We start from the raw sequence: 14,612 nt of genomic DNA on the forward strand, positions 1-14,612 counted from the left end.
TGAGGATGCCGAGCAGCGGGCCGAGCAGCGTGGTGCGCAGCAGCGGCTCCTCCTCGGACAGGGGGTTGGCCAGCCGCACCGCGGGCCGGCGCGGGTCGTCGGCCGGCAGGCCGAGCTGGTCGGCCAGCTCCGGCGACACGAACGGGTGCGCGAGCACCTCCACGTACCCCCGCTCGCCCAGCGACCAGGCGACGGCCCGGCGGCGACGCTGCCGCGCGGTCAGACCGCGCCCCGGAGGCGCGGTCGGCAGCACCGACGGCACCCGGTCGTACCCGTCGAGGCGGACCACCTCCTCGACCAGGTCGGCCGGGTCGGTCAGGTCGGGCCGCCAGGTCGGCGGGGTCACGCTCAGCACCGTCCCGACGCCGCTGGCCACGCCGACCGCGCCCGGGTCCTCGGACAACCGGTCCGCGCCCTGCGCGACAGTGCAGCCGACCCGCTCCAGCAGGGCGACCACCCGCGCCGGCGGGTACTCGACGCCGACCCGCCGGGTCGGCAGGTCCGCCGGAAGACTGATCGGGGTACGCGGCCGGACGTGGTCGATGTCCAGGATCTCAGCACTCGGCGTGCCCCCGCCGTGCTCGGTGAGCAGCCGCACGGCACGCTCCAGCGCGACCAGCGCCACGGCCGGGTCGACGCCCCGCTCCCAGCGCTTCGCGGCCTCGCTGAACAGCTTGTGCCGGCGGGCGGTGCGCCCGACCATCGCCGGGTCCCAGTGCGCCGCCTCGAAGAGCACTGTGGTGGTGCCGGCGACGACCTCACTGGTCTCGCCGCCCATCACCGCCGCCAGGGAGATCGGGCCGGTGTCGTCGCAGATCACCATGTCGTCGGCGGTGAGCACCCGGTTGACCCCGTCGAGGGTGGTCAGCTTCTCCCCCGCGTCGGCGCGACGGACCACCAGCGGCCCGGCGATCCGGTCGGCGTCGAAGGCGTGCATCGGCTGGCCCAGCTCCACCATCACGTAGTTGGTGATGTCGACGGGCAGCGAGATGCTGCGGATGCCGGCGGTGACGAGCCGCTGCTGCATCCAGGACGGTGTGGGCGCGGTCGGGTCGACCCCGCGGACCAGGCGGGCCGTGAACCGGTCGCAGCCGACAGTGTCGCGGACCTCCACCGGGTACGCCGGCGTCTCGGTGCCGCCCGGAGCCGGTGCCAGGGCCGGGTCGCGCAGCGGCACGTCGAACGCGTGCGACAGCTCCCGGGCCAGGCCGCGCAGGCTCAGCGCGTACCCCCGGTCGGGGGTGATCTCCAGATCGAGGACGACGTCGTCGAGGCCGACCACCGGGCGCGCGTCGTCACCCGGCTTGGCCGTCACGTCCGGCCCCAGCACGATGATGCCGGAGTGGTCGTCGCCCAGGCCCAGCTCCTTGGCCGAGCAGATCATGCCCGCCGAGTTGTGCCCGTACGTCTTGCGGGCGCCGATGGCGAAGCCGCCGGGCAGCACGCCGCCGGGCAGGATCACCACCACCCGGTCACCCGGGGCGAAGTTACGGGCACCGCAGACGATCTCCTGCGGCTCACCGGTGCCGTTGGCGGCACCCACGTCGACCCGGCAGAACCGGATCGGCTTCTTGAAGCCGGTGAGCTCCTCGATCTCGCGGACCTCACCGACGACGAGCTGGCCGGTGACGGTCCCGGCCAGGTCCACCACGGACTCGACCTCGATGCCGAGATCGACCAGGGCCTGCTCCAGGTCACCGGTGGGCAGGTCGGCGGGGAGGTCGACGTACTCCCGCAGCCAACTGACAGAAACTCGCATGACTTCAGACCACCGTTCCCGTGTCTCGTACCCGCATCGCCTACGCCCCGGTCCCGAGCGCGCGGCTGAACCGCACGTCGCCCTCGAAGAGATGGCGGATGTCGCTGACCCCGTGCCGGACCATCAGGGTCCGGTCGATGCCCATGCCGAACGCGAATCCGGAGTAGACCTCCGGGTCGACGCCGCAGGCGCGCAGCACCCGGGGGTTGACCATGCCGCAGCCACCCCACTCGACCCACTGCGGGCCGTCCCGGTGCTCCGGGAACCACACGTCGAACTCCGCCGACGGCTCGGTGAACGGGAAGTAGTGCGGCCGCCACCGGGTCTTCGCCTCCGGGCCGAACATCGCCCGGGCGAAGTGGTCCAGCGTGCCCCGCAGGTGGGCCATCGTGATGCCCTTGTCGACCACCAGGCCCTCGGCCTGGTGGAACACCGGGCTGTGGGTGGCGTCGATCTCGTCGGTGCGGTAGACGCGACCCGGCACGATCACGTAGATCGGCGGCTTGCGGCTGAGCATCGTGCGGGTCTGCACCGTCGAGGTGTGCGTACGCAGCACCAGGCCGGAGCCCTCCGGTGCGATGTGGAAGGTGTCCATCAACCCGCGCGCCGGGTGGTCGGCGGGGATGTTCAACGCGTCGAAGTTGACCCACTCCAGGTCGACCTCGGGCCCCTCGGCCACCTCGTAGCCCATCCCGACGAAGAGGTCACTGATCGACTCCATCAGGGTGCTCAACGGGTGCCGGGCGCCGCGCGGACGCCGGTCGTAGGGCAGGGTGACGTCCACCCGCTCCTCGACCAGCACCCGCTCGGCCTGCTCGCGCTCCACCACCTCGGCGCGCTCGGCGTACGCGGACTCGATCGCCCGCCGGGCCTCGTTGACCCGCTTGCCGGCGTCGGACTTCGCGGCCGGTGGCAGCGCGCCGATCTCCCGGCGCGCGAGGGAGACCGGTGACCGGTCACCCAGGTGCACCGAGCGCAGCGCGGTCAGCGCGTCCGGGTCGGCGGCGGCCTCGAACGCCTTCGTGGCGTCCGCGACGGCCTCGGCCAGGGCGGCGGGGTCGAGCAGGGCGACCTGCTTCGGGTCGTACGGATCGTTGCGGTAGCTCATGGCGTACGGGCACTCCCTCACGGCGGCGCCAGCCCTCACCGGGGCGGCTAGGCGAGTCTACGGACGCGCGGCTGTGCCGCAGCCCGCCGGTAGGAGTTGCGCAGGGAGCAGGTCAGGCCCGCCGCCCGCCGACACCGGCGGGCTGGCTAAACGAACGCCGTGTCGCGTTCATGGACGGACGCTCTCCCCTGCTGTCAGTCGCGCCGGAGGCAATCACCCTCAGCGCTGCGCTCTCGCTGAAGCGTACAGGCAGACCGCTGCGGCGGCAGCCAGGTTGAGGCTCTCCGCGCGCCCGTAGAGCGGCACCCGCACCGTGGTGTCGGCGGCGGCTGTCAACTCCTCGGGCAGCCCGTGCGCCTCCGAGCCGAACAGCCAGGCGGTGGGCCCGACGAGCCGACCGTAGTCGGTCAGGTCGTCCAGGTCGTTGTCGCCGTACCCGGTGGTCGCGAAGATCGACAGCCCGGCGGCGCGCAGCGCGTCGACCACCGCGACCGGGTCGGGGGCGCGCACCACGTCGACGTGGAAGAGGCTGCCCGCCGAGGCCCGCACACACTTGCCGTTGTACGGGTCGACGGCGTCTCCGGCGAAGATCACCGCACCCGCGCCGGCCGCGTCGGCGGTGCGCAGCACGGTGCCGGCGTTGCCCGGGTCGCGGATCTCGGCGAGCACCGCCACCAGCCGGGGCGCACCCGCGAGGGCCTGCTCCAGCGACACGTCCAGGTGCCGGCAGACGGCGACCAACCCCTGTGGGGCGACGGTCTCGGTCAGCGCCGCGAGCGCGTCGTCGGTCACCTCGGAGACCGGCACGTCGGCGCGGGCCGCCGTGGCGGCCAACTCCGGGTACCTGTCGAGCGCTGTGGTCGTACCGAACAACTCGGTGACCACCTCCGGCCGCGCGAGGGCCTCGCGGACCGCCTGCGGGCCCTCGGCCAGGAAACGGCCGGTGGCGTCGCGGTCCCGGCGGCGTTGCAGCCGGCGGGCGGCGACAACCCTTGGTGTACGCGGGGTGAAAGCCATGATGTGCGCTCCTCCGGCACGATTGAGGCGCCCCCCGGACGGCGGTGCCGACACGGGAGACGCCTCGCTCTGGTGCGTGGGGATCAGGCGGCCTGAGCCGCCGCGCCGCCGGTGCCCTCGGCCGTGACCGCGGCCCGGGCCAGCTCGACGATCGCCGCGAAAGAGGCGGCGTCGTTGACAGCCATGTCGGCCAGGATCTTGCGGTCGACCTCGATGCCGGCCAGACGCAGGCCCTGGATCAGACGGTTGTAGGTCATCCCGTTGGCCCGGGCGCCCGCGTTGATCCGCTGAATCCACAGCTGCCGGAAGTCGCCCTTGCGGTCGCGACGGTCCCGGTAGGCGTACTGCATCGAGTGCAGCACCTGCTCCTTGGCCTTGCGGTACAGGCGGGAGCGCTGACCGCGGTAACCACTCGCGGACTCCAGCAGGGTACGACGCTTCTTCTGGGCGTTTACAGCCCGCTTGACGCGTGCCATCTCAACTCCTAATTACGTAAGGTGGCGCGCGTCAGCGGCCGAGCAGCTTCTTGATGCGCTTGACGTCGGCCTTGGCCAGCACGACCGTGCCGGTCAGCCGGCGGGTCTGGGTGGAGGGCTTCTTCTCCAGGTTGTGGCGGAGGCCGGCCTGCTGGGCAACGATCTTGCCCTTGCCGGTCACCTTGACCCGCTTACCCATACCCGTGTGGCTCTTCATCTTCGGCATGTGGAACGTCTTCTCCCCTGTTACTCGCTGCTGGTGTCGGCGGCGAGGCCGGTGTCACCGGCTGCTGCGGTCTCGCTGACCGCTGCGGTCTCATCGGCTTCCGGAGCGGCGGACTCGTCCGCTGCCCGGTCCCGAGGTCCGCCGCGAGACGCCGTGGCGGCGACCGCGGAGGCCTTGACGGCCCGATGCGGGGCGAGAACCATGATCATGTTTCGACCGTCCTGCTTCGGAGCGGCCTCGACGTATCCCAGTTCCGTGATCTCGGATTCGAGCCGGCGCAGGAGCCGGTAACCCAGCTCCGGACGACTCTGCTCGCGACCGCGGAACATGATCGTCACCTTGACCTTGTCGCCCGCCTTGAGGAACCGCACCACGTGACCCTTCTTGGTCTCGTAGTCGTGCGGGTCGATCTTCGGCCGAAGCTTCATTTCCTTGATGACGGTCTGCTGCTGATTACGCCGCGCTTCGCGCGCCTTGAGTGCGCTCTCGTACTTGAACTTGCCGAAGTCCATGAGCTTGCACACCGGCGGGCGCGCCATCGGCGCAACCTCGACCAGGTCCAGATCGACGTCCGCGGCCAGCTGAAGAGCGCGCTCCAGCGGGACGATGCCCACCTGCTCACCCTCTGGGCCGACCAGTCGGACCTCACGTGCCCGGATCTGCTCGTTCACGCGTGGTTCGACGCTGATGGGGCCTCCTCGAGTCGTTTCTGCTCACTCGCCGACCCCTGCGGCTCCCGGGAGGGAACCGACCGAAAAGCAGAAGGCCCCGGCATATGCCAGGGCCCGCTCGACCGGTCAGCACGATCACAAGGATCGCGCATCCGGCACCGGGACATGCCCGGAACCGGTGACCGGACCCGGCCACCGTAACGGCGACTCGGGTGGGAGCAGGCGCTCCGCTTTCAAGGCTGCCTGCTCGCACGCGGAGACAGCCTGGTCGACTCGATAACACTACACCGGCGGCCCGGCGACCCCCAAACCGGGCACGACCTGGTGTTCAGAGACACCGAGCCCGGCAGGTCGGCGGGGCAGCCGCGGCTGGGTCAGCGGCCGACGGCGCGTTCGGCGAGGCGAGCCTGGTGGGCGTCGTGCAGCCGGCGCAGCGCGCGGACCCCGTCGACGGCCAACTCCTTGTCGGCGGCCTGCAAGGCGACCATCGGCAGCAGGTCGTCGTCGTGCAGCTCCAGGCTGGCCCACGGCGCGCCCCGGTCGAAGCGGACGCCCCGGACAACCTCCCAGGGCAGCTCGTAGGAGCTGATGACGTTACGGACCCGGATGCTCCGGGCGTCCGCCTCGACCCGGGGACGGGTGAACAGCAGGAAGCCCAGCGCGCCGAAGACGCCCAGGCCGATCATGGCGATCTGGTCGCCGCGCTGGAAGCTGCCGTAACCATCGCCGGTCGGGCCACTCAACGAGGTAGCGACCAGAGCGAACACCACCACCAGGGCAGCCGCCGCCGACCAGCAGACCACGCGGATGCGGCGGGGCTTCAGGCGGACCAGTTCGGTTTCACTCACCCCACCAGTTTGCCACCCGCACTCGTCCACCAAACGCACCACCCGCCGAGCCACCACCGGAGAACCCCGAGTCCTGTCCCCCCGGCGAGCGGAAAGGTCGTCGATCTTGCGGTTTCGGTTGCCGGTACAGGGTGATAGGCACCTTGTGTCGGTGCAGAAAGTGCAAGATCGCGGAGCAGGGTCAGAGGCGGCAGGCGTGGATGTTGGTGACGAGGATGGCGCGGGCGCCCAGTTCGTACAGCTCGTCCATGATGCGGTGCACGTCGTCGCGGAGCACCATCGCCTGCACCGCCACCCAGCCCTCGCGGTGCAGCGGCGACACGGTGGGCGACTCGATGCCCGGGGTGAGCCCGCTGGCCCGGTCCAGCAGACCGGCCGGCACGTCGTAGGCGAGCATCACGTAGCGGCGGGCCACCAGCACACCGTGCAGGCGGCGCAGCAACTGCTCGGCCTGCGGTTGCGCGGGCGCGTCGGCGCGCCGGACCAGCACCGCCGACGAGCGCAGCAGCGGCTCGCCGAAGACCACCAGGCCCGCCTGGCGCAGGGTCGCGCCGGTCTCCACCACGTCCGCGATCACGTCGGCGACCCCGAGGCGTACGGCGTTCTCCACCGCGCCGTCGAGGCGGATCACGTCGGCCTTGACGCCCATCTCGCCGAGGTGCCGTTCGACCAGCCCCGGGTACGCGGTGGCGATGCGGTGACCGCCCAACTCCTGCACGGAGGCGATGTCGTCGGGGCGGGCGGCGAAGCGGAAGGTGGCCCGGCCGAAGGCGAGGTCGACGACCTCCTCGGCCGGCGCGGCCGAGTCGATCAGCAGGTCCCGGCCGGTGATCCCGAGGTCGAGGTCACCGGAGCCGACGTAGGTGGCGATGTCCTTCGGACGCAGGTAGAAGAATTCGACGTCGTTGGCCTCGTCCCGGCAGACGAGGTCCTTGGGGTCGGTGCGCTGGCGGTAGCCCGCCTCGCGCAGCATCTGGGCGGCCGGTTCGGCCAGGGTGCCCTTGTTGGGAATGGCGACACGCAGCATGACGGAGTGCTCCTTCGATCCGGTTGGCGATCAACAGGGGTGGGGGCACTCACAGATGTCGGTAGACGTCCTTGAGTTCGAGACCGCTGGCGAGCATCAGCACCTGGACCTGGTAGAGCAGCTGGGAGATCTCCTCGGCGGTGCGCTCCGGCCCCTCGTGCTCGGCGGCCATCCACGACTCGGCCGCCTCCTCGACGACCTTCTTGCCGATGAAGTGCACGCCCTTGTCCAGCGCGGCGACGGTGCCCGAGCCCGGGGTGCCGGCGGCGGCCTTGGCCTGCAGCTCGGCGAACAACTCCTCGAACGTCTTCACGGGGAACGATTCTTCCAGCCACCCGGGCGGCACCCCGCGTCCGGGTCCGCCAAAATCCAGCAAGCGGACAATTCCCTACCAACATGGTGGGACAATTGTCGATCGATGCCCATGGAGCTCTACGCTGTCCGCCATGGCCAGCCGCTCACGTCTCCTCGCGCTCACCCTCGCCGGCGCCGTCGTCGTAGCCACCGCCGGATGCGCGCCACAGGACGAGAAACCCACCCCCGATGTCACAGCAGTGCCGTCCTGCGCCAAGGACAGCCTGCCCACGCGTACGCCGGGCAAGCTGACGATCGCCACCGACCAGCCCGCGTACGAGCCGTGGTTCGCCAAGGACAAGCCGGACAGCGGAGAGGGCTTCGAATCCGCTGTCGCGTACGCGGTGGCCGAGAAGCTCGGCTACGCCCGCGCCGACGTCACCTGGACCCGGGTCAAGTTCGACACCGCCATCGCGCCGGGGCCGAAGGACTTCGACTTCGACATCAACCAGTTCTCCATCACCGACGAACGCAAGCAGGCGGTCGACTTCTCCGCGCCGTACTACCTGGTGCGGCAGACCGTCATCGCGTTGAAGTCCTCGAAGATCGCCGGCCGCAAGTCGCTGGCCGAGCTGCGGGACGCCCGGCTCGGCGCGCAGGTCGGCACCACCAGCTACCAGGCGATCACCGACGTGATCAAGCCGACCGCCAAGCCGCAGGTCTACAACAGCAACGACGACGCGAAGAAGGCCCTTCAGAACGGGCAGCTGGACGGTCTCGTGGTGGATCTTCCGACCGCCTTCTACATCACCGGCGCGGAGATCACCGACGCGACGATCGTCGGGCAGGTGCCGCAGGTCGGTACGCCCGAGGCGTTCGGGTTGCTGCTGGACAAGAACTCCCCACTGACCTCCTGCTTGAGCGGGGCGGTCGGTCAGCTCACCGCGGCGGGCACGCTGAAGGAACTGGAACAGAAGTGGCTCGCGCAGGTGGCAGGGGCGGCCGAGCTGCGGTGACGCTTCTGGACCATGCGCCCTCGAAGGCGCAGCTGCGGCGGTCGGCGTACCGGCGTCGGCAGACCGTCTACAGCGTGCTCGTCGCGGCGTCCTCGACGGCGGCGCTCGGCACGCTGCTGGTGATCGCGGTGACCGGGGCGCCGGGCTGGGACCGGGTCCGGCGGTCGTTCCTGGATCCGGAGATCGCCCGCGACGCGCTGCCGACGGTGCTGAGCGGGCTCTGGCTCAACGTACGGCTGCTGGTCTGCTGTGCGGTCGGCGCGCTGCTGCTCGGGCTGGTGATCGCCGTGCTGCGGACGCTGCGCGGGCCGGTCTTCTTCCCGGTCCGCGCGCTGGCCGCCGGCTACACCTACACCTTCCGCGGCCTACCGCTGATCATCGTGCTGTACCTGCTCACCCTCGGCGTGCCGGGGCTGCGGTTGCAGGGCATGCCGCCGGTGCTGGTGCTGGGTGGGATCGCGTTGATCCTCACCTACGGCGGCTACCTCGCCGAGGTGTTCCGGGCCGGCATCGAGTCGGTGCACTCCAGCCAACTCGCCGCGGCCCGCTCGTTGGGCCTGACCTACCGGCAGACGATGCGGCACGTGGTCCTGCCGCAGGCCGTCCGGCGGGTGGCGCCACCCCTGCTCAACGACGTGGTGGCGTTGCAGAAGGACGTCGGGCTGGTCTCGCTGGCCGGGCCGATCGACGCGGTCCGCGCCGCCCAGATCGCCACCGCGCAGACCTTCAACTACACGCCGTATGTCGTGGCGGGGGTGCTCTTCGTGCTGCTCGCCATCCCGCTGATCGCGGTCACCGACTGGGTGACGCTGCGTGCGGCCCGCCGACAGTCGGGGGGCTGACCCATGGCGTTGTTGCGGTGTCGGGGCCTGCGCAAGGAGTTCGGCGGGCACGTCGTGCTCGACCACCTCGATCTGACCGTGGCCGAGCACCAGGTGGTGGCAGTGATCGGCGCGTCCGGGTCCGGCAAGTCGACACTGCTGCGCTGCGTCAACCTGCTTGACGAACTCGACGACGGGACCATCGAGTTGGACGGGGAGGACATCTCCGATCCCCGGGTGGACCCGGACCGGGTCCGGCGGCGGATCGGCATGGTGTTCCAGGCGTACAACCTCTTTCCGCACCTGAGCGTGTTGGACAACATCACCCTCGCGCCGCGCCACGTGCACCGGCGGGTCCGGGCGGAGGCGGAGGCGCAGGCCCGGGAGCTGCTGGACCGGGTGGGGCTCGGCGCCAAGGCGGACGCCTACCCGGACCGGCTCTCCGGCGGGCAGCAGCAGCGGGTGGCGATCGTCCGGGCGCTGGCCAACTCACCTCGACTGATGCTGCTCGACGAGGTCACCTCCGCGCTCGACCCGGAGCTCGTCGGCGAGGTGCTGGCGATGATCCGCGATCTGAAGGCCGACGGCATGACAATGGTGCTGGCCACCCACGAGATGGGCTTCGCCCGGGAGGTAGCCGACGAGGTGTGCTTCCTCGACGCCGGGCGGGTCGTCGAGAGCGGCCCGCCGGAGCAGGTGCTCGGCGAGCCGACCCAGCCTCGTACCCGGCAGTTCCTGCGCCGGATCATCGAGGCCGGCCGTCTCTGAAGGCCCGCCTTCAGAGACGGCCGAGGCGTCAGAGGCGTCAGCCGCCGAAGCCGACCCGTTGGGCGTTGCCCGCAGCCACCGTCCGCACGGCCAGCGCCGCGTCGAGCGCCGCCACTGTGGCGGACCAACCCTTGTCCTCCGCCGAGCCGGGCAGACCGGCGCGGTCGCGGGCCTGCTCGATGGTCTCCACCGTCAACACCCCATGCGCCACCGGCTTGCCCTCGTCCAGCGCCACCCGGGTCAGCCCGTCGGTGACCGAACGGCACACGTAGTCGAAGTGGGCGGTGGACCCGCGGACCACCACGCCGAGGGCGACCACCACGTCGCAGCGGCGGGCGAGGGCCTGCGCGACCACCGGCAGCTCGACCGAGCCGGCGACCCGGGCGACCACGGAACGCGCGCCGCACGCCTCGGCGGCGGCCACCGCACGCTCCAGCATGTGGTCGGTCAGCTCGCCGTGCCAGCGGGCGGCAACGACCCCGACGGTCAGCCCTGCGGCGTCGACCGCCTCGACTCCCGGCTCACCGAAACCCGCCATCGTCATGCTCCGATCTCGTCGTTGGCGACCGGACGCCCCAATGGCGCCTCGGACACCTCGTCCAACTCGTCCAGCAGGTGACCCATCCGGTCCCGCTTGGTGCGCAGGTAGCGCATGTTCTCCGGGTGCGCGCCGACCGGCAGCCCCTCGCGGCCGGTGATGGTCAACCCGTACCCCTCCAGGCCGGCCCGCTTGGCCGGGTTGTTGGTCAGCAGCCGCATCGACCGCACGCCCAGGTCGTAGAGGATCTGCGCGCCGGTGCCGTAGTCGCGGGCGTCGGCCGGCAGGCCCAGGTCGAGGTTGGCGTCCACGGTGTCGCGGCCCAGGTCCTGCAACTGGTACGCCTGCAGCTTGTGCAGCAGGCCGATGCCGCGCCCCTCGTGCCCACGGACGTAGAGCACCACGCCCCGACCCTCCTGCCCGACCCGAGCCAGCGCGGCGTCCAGCTGCGGCCCGCAGTCGCAGCGCAGCGAGCCGAACACGTCCCCGGTCAGGCACTCGGAGTGCACCCGGACCAGCACGTCCTGGCCGTCACCGAGGTCACCCAGCACCATCGCGACGTGCTCGGCCGGGTCGTGCTCGGCGCGGTAGCCGAGCGCCCGGAACACCCCGTGCTTCGTCGGCATCCGGGCGTCGGCCACCAGCTCGACCTGCTTCTCGGTACGCCGCCGGTGGGCGATCAGGTCGGCGATGGTGACGAGCGTGAGGCCGTGCTCGGCGGAGAACTTCTCCAGGTCCGGCAGGCGCATCATGGTGCCGTCGTCGTTGACCAGTTCGCAGAGCACGCCGGCCGGACGCAGCCCGGCCAGCCGGGTCAGGTCGATCCCCGCCTCGGTGTGCCCCGGTCGGCGCAGCACCCCGCCCTCGCGAGCGCGCAACGGCACCACGTGCCCGGGGCGGGACAGGTCGGTCGGGTCGGTCGCCGCGTCGGCGAGCAGCCGGCTGGTGTGCGCGCGGTCGGCCGCGGAGATGCCGGTGCCGACCCCCTCGCGGGCGTCCACTGTCACCGTGTACGCGGTGCCGCGCCGGTCCTGGTTGGTGTGGTGCATCGGCGGCAGGTCGAGCCGGTCGGCTTCGCTCTCGGTCAGCGCCACGCAGACGTAGCCGGAGGTGTAACGCACCATGAACGCCATCAGCTCCGGCGTGGCCAACTCGGCCGCGAAGATCAGGTCGCCCTCGTTCTCCCGGTCCGCGTCGTCGACCACGACGACCGGCCGGCCGGCCGCGATGTCGGCGATCGCCTGCTCAATGCTCCCGAAGCTGGTCATGCGACGGCCTCCCGGTAGATGGGCGTACGGACGGTGGCCATGGCGCGCGAGGTGCGCCACCAGGCGGCGAAGCCCCAGACGCAGAGGGCGCCGTAGATCAGGTACATGACGGCCGACGGGTAGAACCCGCCGCGCAGCAGCAGCGGCACGCCGACCGCGTCCACAGCGATCCAGAGCAGCCAGAACTCCACCCAGCCCCGGGCCATGCCGTACGTGGCCAGCAGGCTGCCGGTGAGGATCCAGGCGTCGGGCAGCGGGCCCCACGAGCCCAGGGCCTTGAGCAGCGGGTACGCCGCGGCGGTGCCGATCACGGCGGCCACCAGCAGCATCAGTCGCTCCCGTCCGGTGGCCCAGCGCGGCACGACAGCGGCCTGCCCGGCGTCGGCGCGACGGTTGCGCTGCCAGCGCCACCAGCCGTAGACGCTGACCGCGAAGAAGAACACCTGCCGGCCGGCCTGCCCGTACAGGTCGTGCTCCTGTGGGGTGGCGAACACCCCACCGAGGAAGACGGTGAGGAGCAGCGCGTTACCGACCATGCCGACCGGCCACGCCCAGACCAGCCGGCGCAACCCGAGCAGCGCCGAGACCAGCCCGAACGCGTTGCCGACGATCTCCCTGGCCAGCACCGGCGAGCCGGCGACGTGCACCTGGGCGTCCAGCAGCCAACTGAGCGGGCCCATCAGGCCGCCCCGCCCGGGTTCGCGGCCGCCCCGCTGGCGTCGGCGTTGGTGAGCCGGTCGCCGAGCAGCCGCTCGACGTACTTGGCCAGCACGTCGACCTCCAGGTTGACCGGGTCGCCGACGCCCTTCGCGCCGAGCGTGGTCAGCTTCAGCGTGGTCGGGATCAACCCGACGGCGAACTCGTCCGCGCCGACGGCGGCGACTGTCAACGAGACACCGTCGATGGTGATCGAGCCCTTCTCCACCACGTAGCGGGACAGGGCGGCGGGCAGCCGGAACCGGACGGTCTCCCACTGCTCGGCCGGCTCCCGGGAGATCAGTTCACCGACGCCGTCGACGTGGCCCTGCACCAGGTGCCCGCCGAGCCGGCTACCGAGAGCGGCGGCCCGCTCCAGGTTGACCGGGTCGCCGGGGCGCAGCGCGCCCAGCGCGGAGCGGCGCAGCGTCTCCCCCATCACGTCGGCGGTGAAGACCCCGTCGGCCACCTCCACGACGGTCAGGCAGACACCGTTGACGGCGATCGAGTCGCCGTGCCGGGCGTCGGACGTGACCAGCGGGCCGCGTACGCCCAGCAGCGCCGAATCCCCTGCCGTCGGCGCCACCCGGACGATCTCGCCCAATTCCTCGATAATGCCGGTGAACATCTCAGCCCTCCCTTTTGCGGGGCAAAGCGGTGATCCGCAGATCCGGACCGATCTGCGTAACGTCGACGAACTCCAGATCGATGGCCTCGGCGATGGTGGTCACTCCCGCGTCGACCAGAGCGGTCGGGCCGGCGCCGAGCAGCCGCGGCGCGACGTACCCGACGATCTTGTCGACCAGGCCGGCCTCCAGGAACGCGCCGGCCAGCCGGGGGCCGCCCTCCAGCAGCACCGCGCGGACCCCGCGCTGGTGCAGCGCCGCGAGCAGCGCCGACAGGTCGACCCGGCCGTCCGGGTCGGCGCCGACCTCGTCGGCGGTCGCGATCCACGTGCGGGCGGCGCCGTCGCGGACCTTGGCGTCAGCCGGGGTACGCCCCGAGCTGTCCACCACCACCCGCAGCGGCTGCCGGATGGCCAGGCTGCCGTCGCGCAGGTTGCGGGCGGTCAACCGGGGGTCGTCGGCGAGCACGGTGCCCACCCCGGCGATGACCGCGTCGACAGTGCCGCGCAGCGCGTGCACGTCGATCCGGGCCGCCTCCGAGGTGATCCACATGCTGGTGCCGTCCGCCGCGGCGGAGCGCCCGTCGAGCGTGGCGGCGTACTTCCAGATCACGTACGGCCAGCCCCGGCGCATCGAGGTCAACCACGCGACGTTGCCGGCCTCGGCCTCCTCACCGCGTACCCCCAGATCGACCCGGACCCCGGCGGCGCGCAAGGTGGCGGCGCCCCCGGAAGCGACGGGGTTCGGGTCGGGTACGGCGATGACCACCCGGCCCACCCCGGCCTGGACGAGCGCGGAACTACAGGGGCCGGTGCGGCCGGTGTGGTCGCAGGGTTCCAGAGTGACGACAGCGGTGCCGCCCTTGGCCCGCTGCCCGGCCTGCGCCAGGGCGACGATCTCGGCGTGCGGCCCCCCGGCGTACGCGTGGAAGCCCTCGCCCACGACCTCGCCGTTCTCGTCGAGGAGCACGCACCCGACCACCGGGTTGGGGCTGGTGGTGCCGAGCCCGCGCGCCGCCAACTCGATCGCACGCCGCATCGCCTCATCAACGGAGACGCTGGCCATCGCGCTGCCCCTGCCCTCTCACTCGCCGGTCCGCGCGCGGGCGGTCAGGGAGGCGGTGGCCATGGGGCCACGGGCAGGCGGTGGCGGATTCCGGGAACGGCACAGCCGCCCCGGGGGGTCGGGTCGGCACGCTGAAGCCAGCGGCCGGCTCGGACCCGTCCGTCCCGCGCGCTGTCTCCCATCCGGACTGTCTGGGCGCGGACGAACCGCCCCCAACCGTCGGCCCCGGATTTTCACCAGGTCCACCGGACGGCAGAGCCGTCCGGGTCGCGGGCTGACCACGGTTGGACCGTGGATCACCGCCGGTTCGGAATTTCACCGAGTCCCGCCAGCGCGTGGTGGGTACCCGGAAAGTCTTACACGCCGATCCCGCTCCGTCGCCACCTAG

17 protein-coding genes and 1 riboswitch are annotated in these 14,612 nt (G+C 71.7%); of the genes, 3 read left to right on the plus strand and 14 right to left on the minus strand.

Translation table 11 applies throughout. The annotated features are described in order from the left end of the window. The 9 genes from pheT to KBX08_RS22755 form a co-directional block, all read right to left on the minus strand. Nucleotides 1-1,759: phenylalanine--tRNA ligase subunit beta (gene pheT, locus KBX08_RS22715; RefSeq protein WP_210785436.1), on the minus strand; the 1,759-nt coding region annotated here is incomplete at its 3' end. Nucleotides 1,760-1,799: 40 nt separating this feature from the next. Then, the gene (pheS, locus tag KBX08_RS22720) at nt 1,800-2,867 is read right to left on the minus strand and encodes a phenylalanine--tRNA ligase subunit alpha (RefSeq protein WP_030335722.1); all 1,068 of its coding nucleotides are present in this window, start codon (nt 2,865-2,867) and stop codon (nt 1,800-1,802) included. A 219-nt stretch (nt 2,868-3,086) separates the two neighbouring features. Further along, nucleotides 3,087-3,884 carry an RNA methyltransferase gene (locus tag KBX08_RS22725; protein WP_247669881.1) on the minus strand — a complete coding sequence of 266 codons (798 nt, stop codon included), beginning with the start codon at nt 3,882-3,884 and terminating at the stop codon, nt 3,087-3,089. Nucleotides 3,885-3,967: 83 nt separating this feature from the next. Next, on the minus strand, nt 3,968-4,360 hold the full coding sequence (gene rplT, locus KBX08_RS22730; protein ID WP_030488429.1) for a 50S ribosomal protein L20: 393 nt from the start codon (nt 4,358-4,360) through the stop codon (nt 3,968-3,970). Between the two features lie 31 nt (nt 4,361-4,391). Further along, nucleotides 4,392-4,586 carry a 50S ribosomal protein L35 gene (gene rpmI, locus KBX08_RS22735; protein ID WP_007458415.1) on the minus strand — a complete coding sequence of 65 codons (195 nt, stop codon included), beginning with the start codon at nt 4,584-4,586 and terminating at the stop codon, nt 4,392-4,394. A 20-nt stretch (nt 4,587-4,606) separates the two neighbouring features. Continuing rightward, nucleotides 4,607-5,257 carry a translation initiation factor IF-3 gene (gene infC, locus KBX08_RS22740; RefSeq protein WP_030488427.1) on the minus strand — a complete coding sequence of 217 codons (651 nt, stop codon included), beginning with the start codon at nt 5,255-5,257 and terminating at the stop codon, nt 4,607-4,609. Nucleotides 5,258-5,631: 374 nt separating this feature from the next. Then, the gene (locus KBX08_RS22745; protein ID WP_210785438.1) at nt 5,632-6,105 is read right to left on the minus strand and encodes a PH domain-containing protein; all 474 of its coding nucleotides are present in this window, start codon (nt 6,103-6,105) and stop codon (nt 5,632-5,634) included. Nucleotides 6,106-6,286: 181 nt separating this feature from the next. After that, nucleotides 6,287-7,132: an ATP phosphoribosyltransferase gene (gene hisG, locus KBX08_RS22750; protein ID WP_210785439.1), complete on the minus strand. Its 846-nt coding sequence runs from the start codon at nt 7,130-7,132 to the stop codon at nt 6,287-6,289. A 49-nt stretch (nt 7,133-7,181) separates the two neighbouring features. Further along, the gene (locus tag KBX08_RS22755) at nt 7,182-7,445 is read right to left on the minus strand and encodes a phosphoribosyl-ATP diphosphatase (protein WP_030335709.1); all 264 of its coding nucleotides are present in this window, start codon (nt 7,443-7,445) and stop codon (nt 7,182-7,184) included. A gap of 133 nt (nt 7,446-7,578) precedes the next feature. On the opposite strand from KBX08_RS22755, the gene KBX08_RS22760 reads away from it, so the two are divergent. From KBX08_RS22760 to KBX08_RS22770, 3 genes are read left to right on the plus strand one after another with little or no spacing between them, the layout of a single operon-like run. After that, the gene (locus KBX08_RS22760) at nt 7,579-8,442 is read left to right on the plus strand and encodes an ABC transporter substrate-binding protein (protein ID WP_210785440.1); all 864 of its coding nucleotides are present in this window, start codon (nt 7,579-7,581) and stop codon (nt 8,440-8,442) included. Between the two features lie 5 nt (nt 8,443-8,447). Beyond that, nucleotides 8,448-9,284 carry an amino acid ABC transporter permease gene (locus KBX08_RS22765; protein ID WP_247669884.1) on the plus strand — a complete coding sequence of 279 codons (837 nt, stop codon included), beginning with the start codon at nt 8,448-8,450 and terminating at the stop codon, nt 9,282-9,284. A gap of 3 nt (nt 9,285-9,287) precedes the next feature. After that, nucleotides 9,288-10,031, plus strand: coding sequence for an amino acid ABC transporter ATP-binding protein (locus tag KBX08_RS22770; RefSeq protein ID WP_282102866.1), 744 nt, complete (start codon nt 9,288-9,290; stop codon nt 10,029-10,031). Between the two features lie 37 nt (nt 10,032-10,068). On the opposite strand, the gene ribH is transcribed toward KBX08_RS22770, so the two are convergent. Genes ribH through ribD form a run of 5 tightly spaced genes read right to left on the minus strand, consistent with a single transcriptional unit; the run spans nt 10,069 to nt 14,224 of the window. Next, on the minus strand, nt 10,069-10,569 hold the full coding sequence (gene ribH, locus KBX08_RS22775; RefSeq protein WP_210785464.1) for a 6,7-dimethyl-8-ribityllumazine synthase: 501 nt from the start codon (nt 10,567-10,569) through the stop codon (nt 10,069-10,071). A 2-nt stretch (nt 10,570-10,571) separates the two neighbouring features. Continuing rightward, entirely contained in the window at nt 10,572-11,837 is a 1,266-nt protein-coding gene (locus KBX08_RS22780) for a bifunctional 3,4-dihydroxy-2-butanone-4-phosphate synthase/GTP cyclohydrolase II (protein ID WP_210785442.1), read from the minus strand. Then, entirely contained in the window at nt 11,834-12,517 is a 684-nt protein-coding gene (pnuC, locus tag KBX08_RS22785) for a nicotinamide riboside transporter PnuC (RefSeq protein ID WP_210785443.1), read from the minus strand. The genes KBX08_RS22780 and pnuC overlap by 4 nt, the downstream gene beginning before the upstream one ends. Next, nucleotides 12,517-13,161: a riboflavin synthase gene (locus KBX08_RS22790; RefSeq protein ID WP_210785444.1), complete on the minus strand. Its 645-nt coding sequence runs from the start codon at nt 13,159-13,161 to the stop codon at nt 12,517-12,519. The genes pnuC and KBX08_RS22790 overlap by 1 nt, the downstream gene beginning before the upstream one ends. A gap of 1 nt (nt 13,162) precedes the next feature. Then, nucleotides 13,163-14,224 carry a bifunctional diaminohydroxyphosphoribosylaminopyrimidine deaminase/5-amino-6-(5-phosphoribosylamino)uracil reductase RibD gene (gene ribD / locus KBX08_RS22795; protein WP_210785445.1) on the minus strand — a complete coding sequence of 354 codons (1,062 nt, stop codon included), beginning with the start codon at nt 14,222-14,224 and terminating at the stop codon, nt 13,163-13,165. A 166-nt stretch (nt 14,225-14,390) separates the two neighbouring features. Continuing rightward, a riboswitch (FMN riboswitch) is annotated at nt 14,391-14,561 on the minus strand. Nucleotides 14,562-14,612: the final 51 nt, after the last annotated feature.

It is taken from the genome of Micromonospora sp. H61 (assembly GCF_018070325.1).
Taxonomy (GTDB): domain Bacteria; phylum Actinomycetota; class Actinomycetes; order Mycobacteriales; family Micromonosporaceae; genus Micromonospora; species Micromonospora salmantinae.

What these genes read in the sequence shown, in the direction of transcription:
- rplT (WP_030488429.1), bottom strand. Translation starts at nt 4,360, where the DNA reads ATGGCACGCGTCAAGCGGGCTGTAAACGCCCAGAAGAAGCGTCGTACC.
- ribD (WP_210785445.1), bottom strand. Translation starts at nt 14,224, where the DNA reads ATGGCCAGCGTCTCCGTTGATGAGGCGATGCGGCGTGCGATCGAGTTG.
- pheS (WP_030335722.1), bottom strand. Translation starts at nt 2,867, where the DNA reads ATGAGCTACCGCAACGATCCGTACGACCCGAAGCAGGTCGCCCTGCTC.
- KBX08_RS22770 (WP_282102866.1), top strand. Translation starts at nt 9,288, where the DNA reads ATGGCGTTGTTGCGGTGTCGGGGCCTGCGCAAGGAGTTCGGCGGGCAC.
- pnuC (WP_210785443.1), bottom strand. Translation starts at nt 12,517, where the DNA reads ATGGGCCCGCTCAGTTGGCTGCTGGACGCCCAGGTGCACGTCGCCGGC.
- KBX08_RS22760 (WP_210785440.1), top strand. Translation starts at nt 7,579, where the DNA reads ATGGCCAGCCGCTCACGTCTCCTCGCGCTCACCCTCGCCGGCGCCGTC.
- KBX08_RS22790 (WP_210785444.1), bottom strand. Translation starts at nt 13,161, where the DNA reads ATGTTCACCGGCATTATCGAGGAATTGGGCGAGATCGTCCGGGTGGCG.
- rpmI (WP_007458415.1), bottom strand. Translation starts at nt 4,586, where the DNA reads ATGCCGAAGATGAAGAGCCACACGGGTATGGGTAAGCGGGTCAAGGTG.
- ribH (WP_210785464.1), bottom strand. Translation starts at nt 10,569, where the DNA reads ATGGCGGGTTTCGGTGAGCCGGGAGTCGAGGCGGTCGACGCCGCAGGG.
- hisG (WP_210785439.1), bottom strand. Translation starts at nt 7,132, where the DNA reads ATGCTGCGTGTCGCCATTCCCAACAAGGGCACCCTGGCCGAACCGGCC.
- KBX08_RS22780 (WP_210785442.1), bottom strand. Translation starts at nt 11,837, where the DNA reads ATGACCAGCTTCGGGAGCATTGAGCAGGCGATCGCCGACATCGCGGCC.
- KBX08_RS22725 (WP_247669881.1), bottom strand. Translation starts at nt 3,884, where the DNA reads ATGGCTTTCACCCCGCGTACACCAAGGGTTGTCGCCGCCCGCCGGCTG.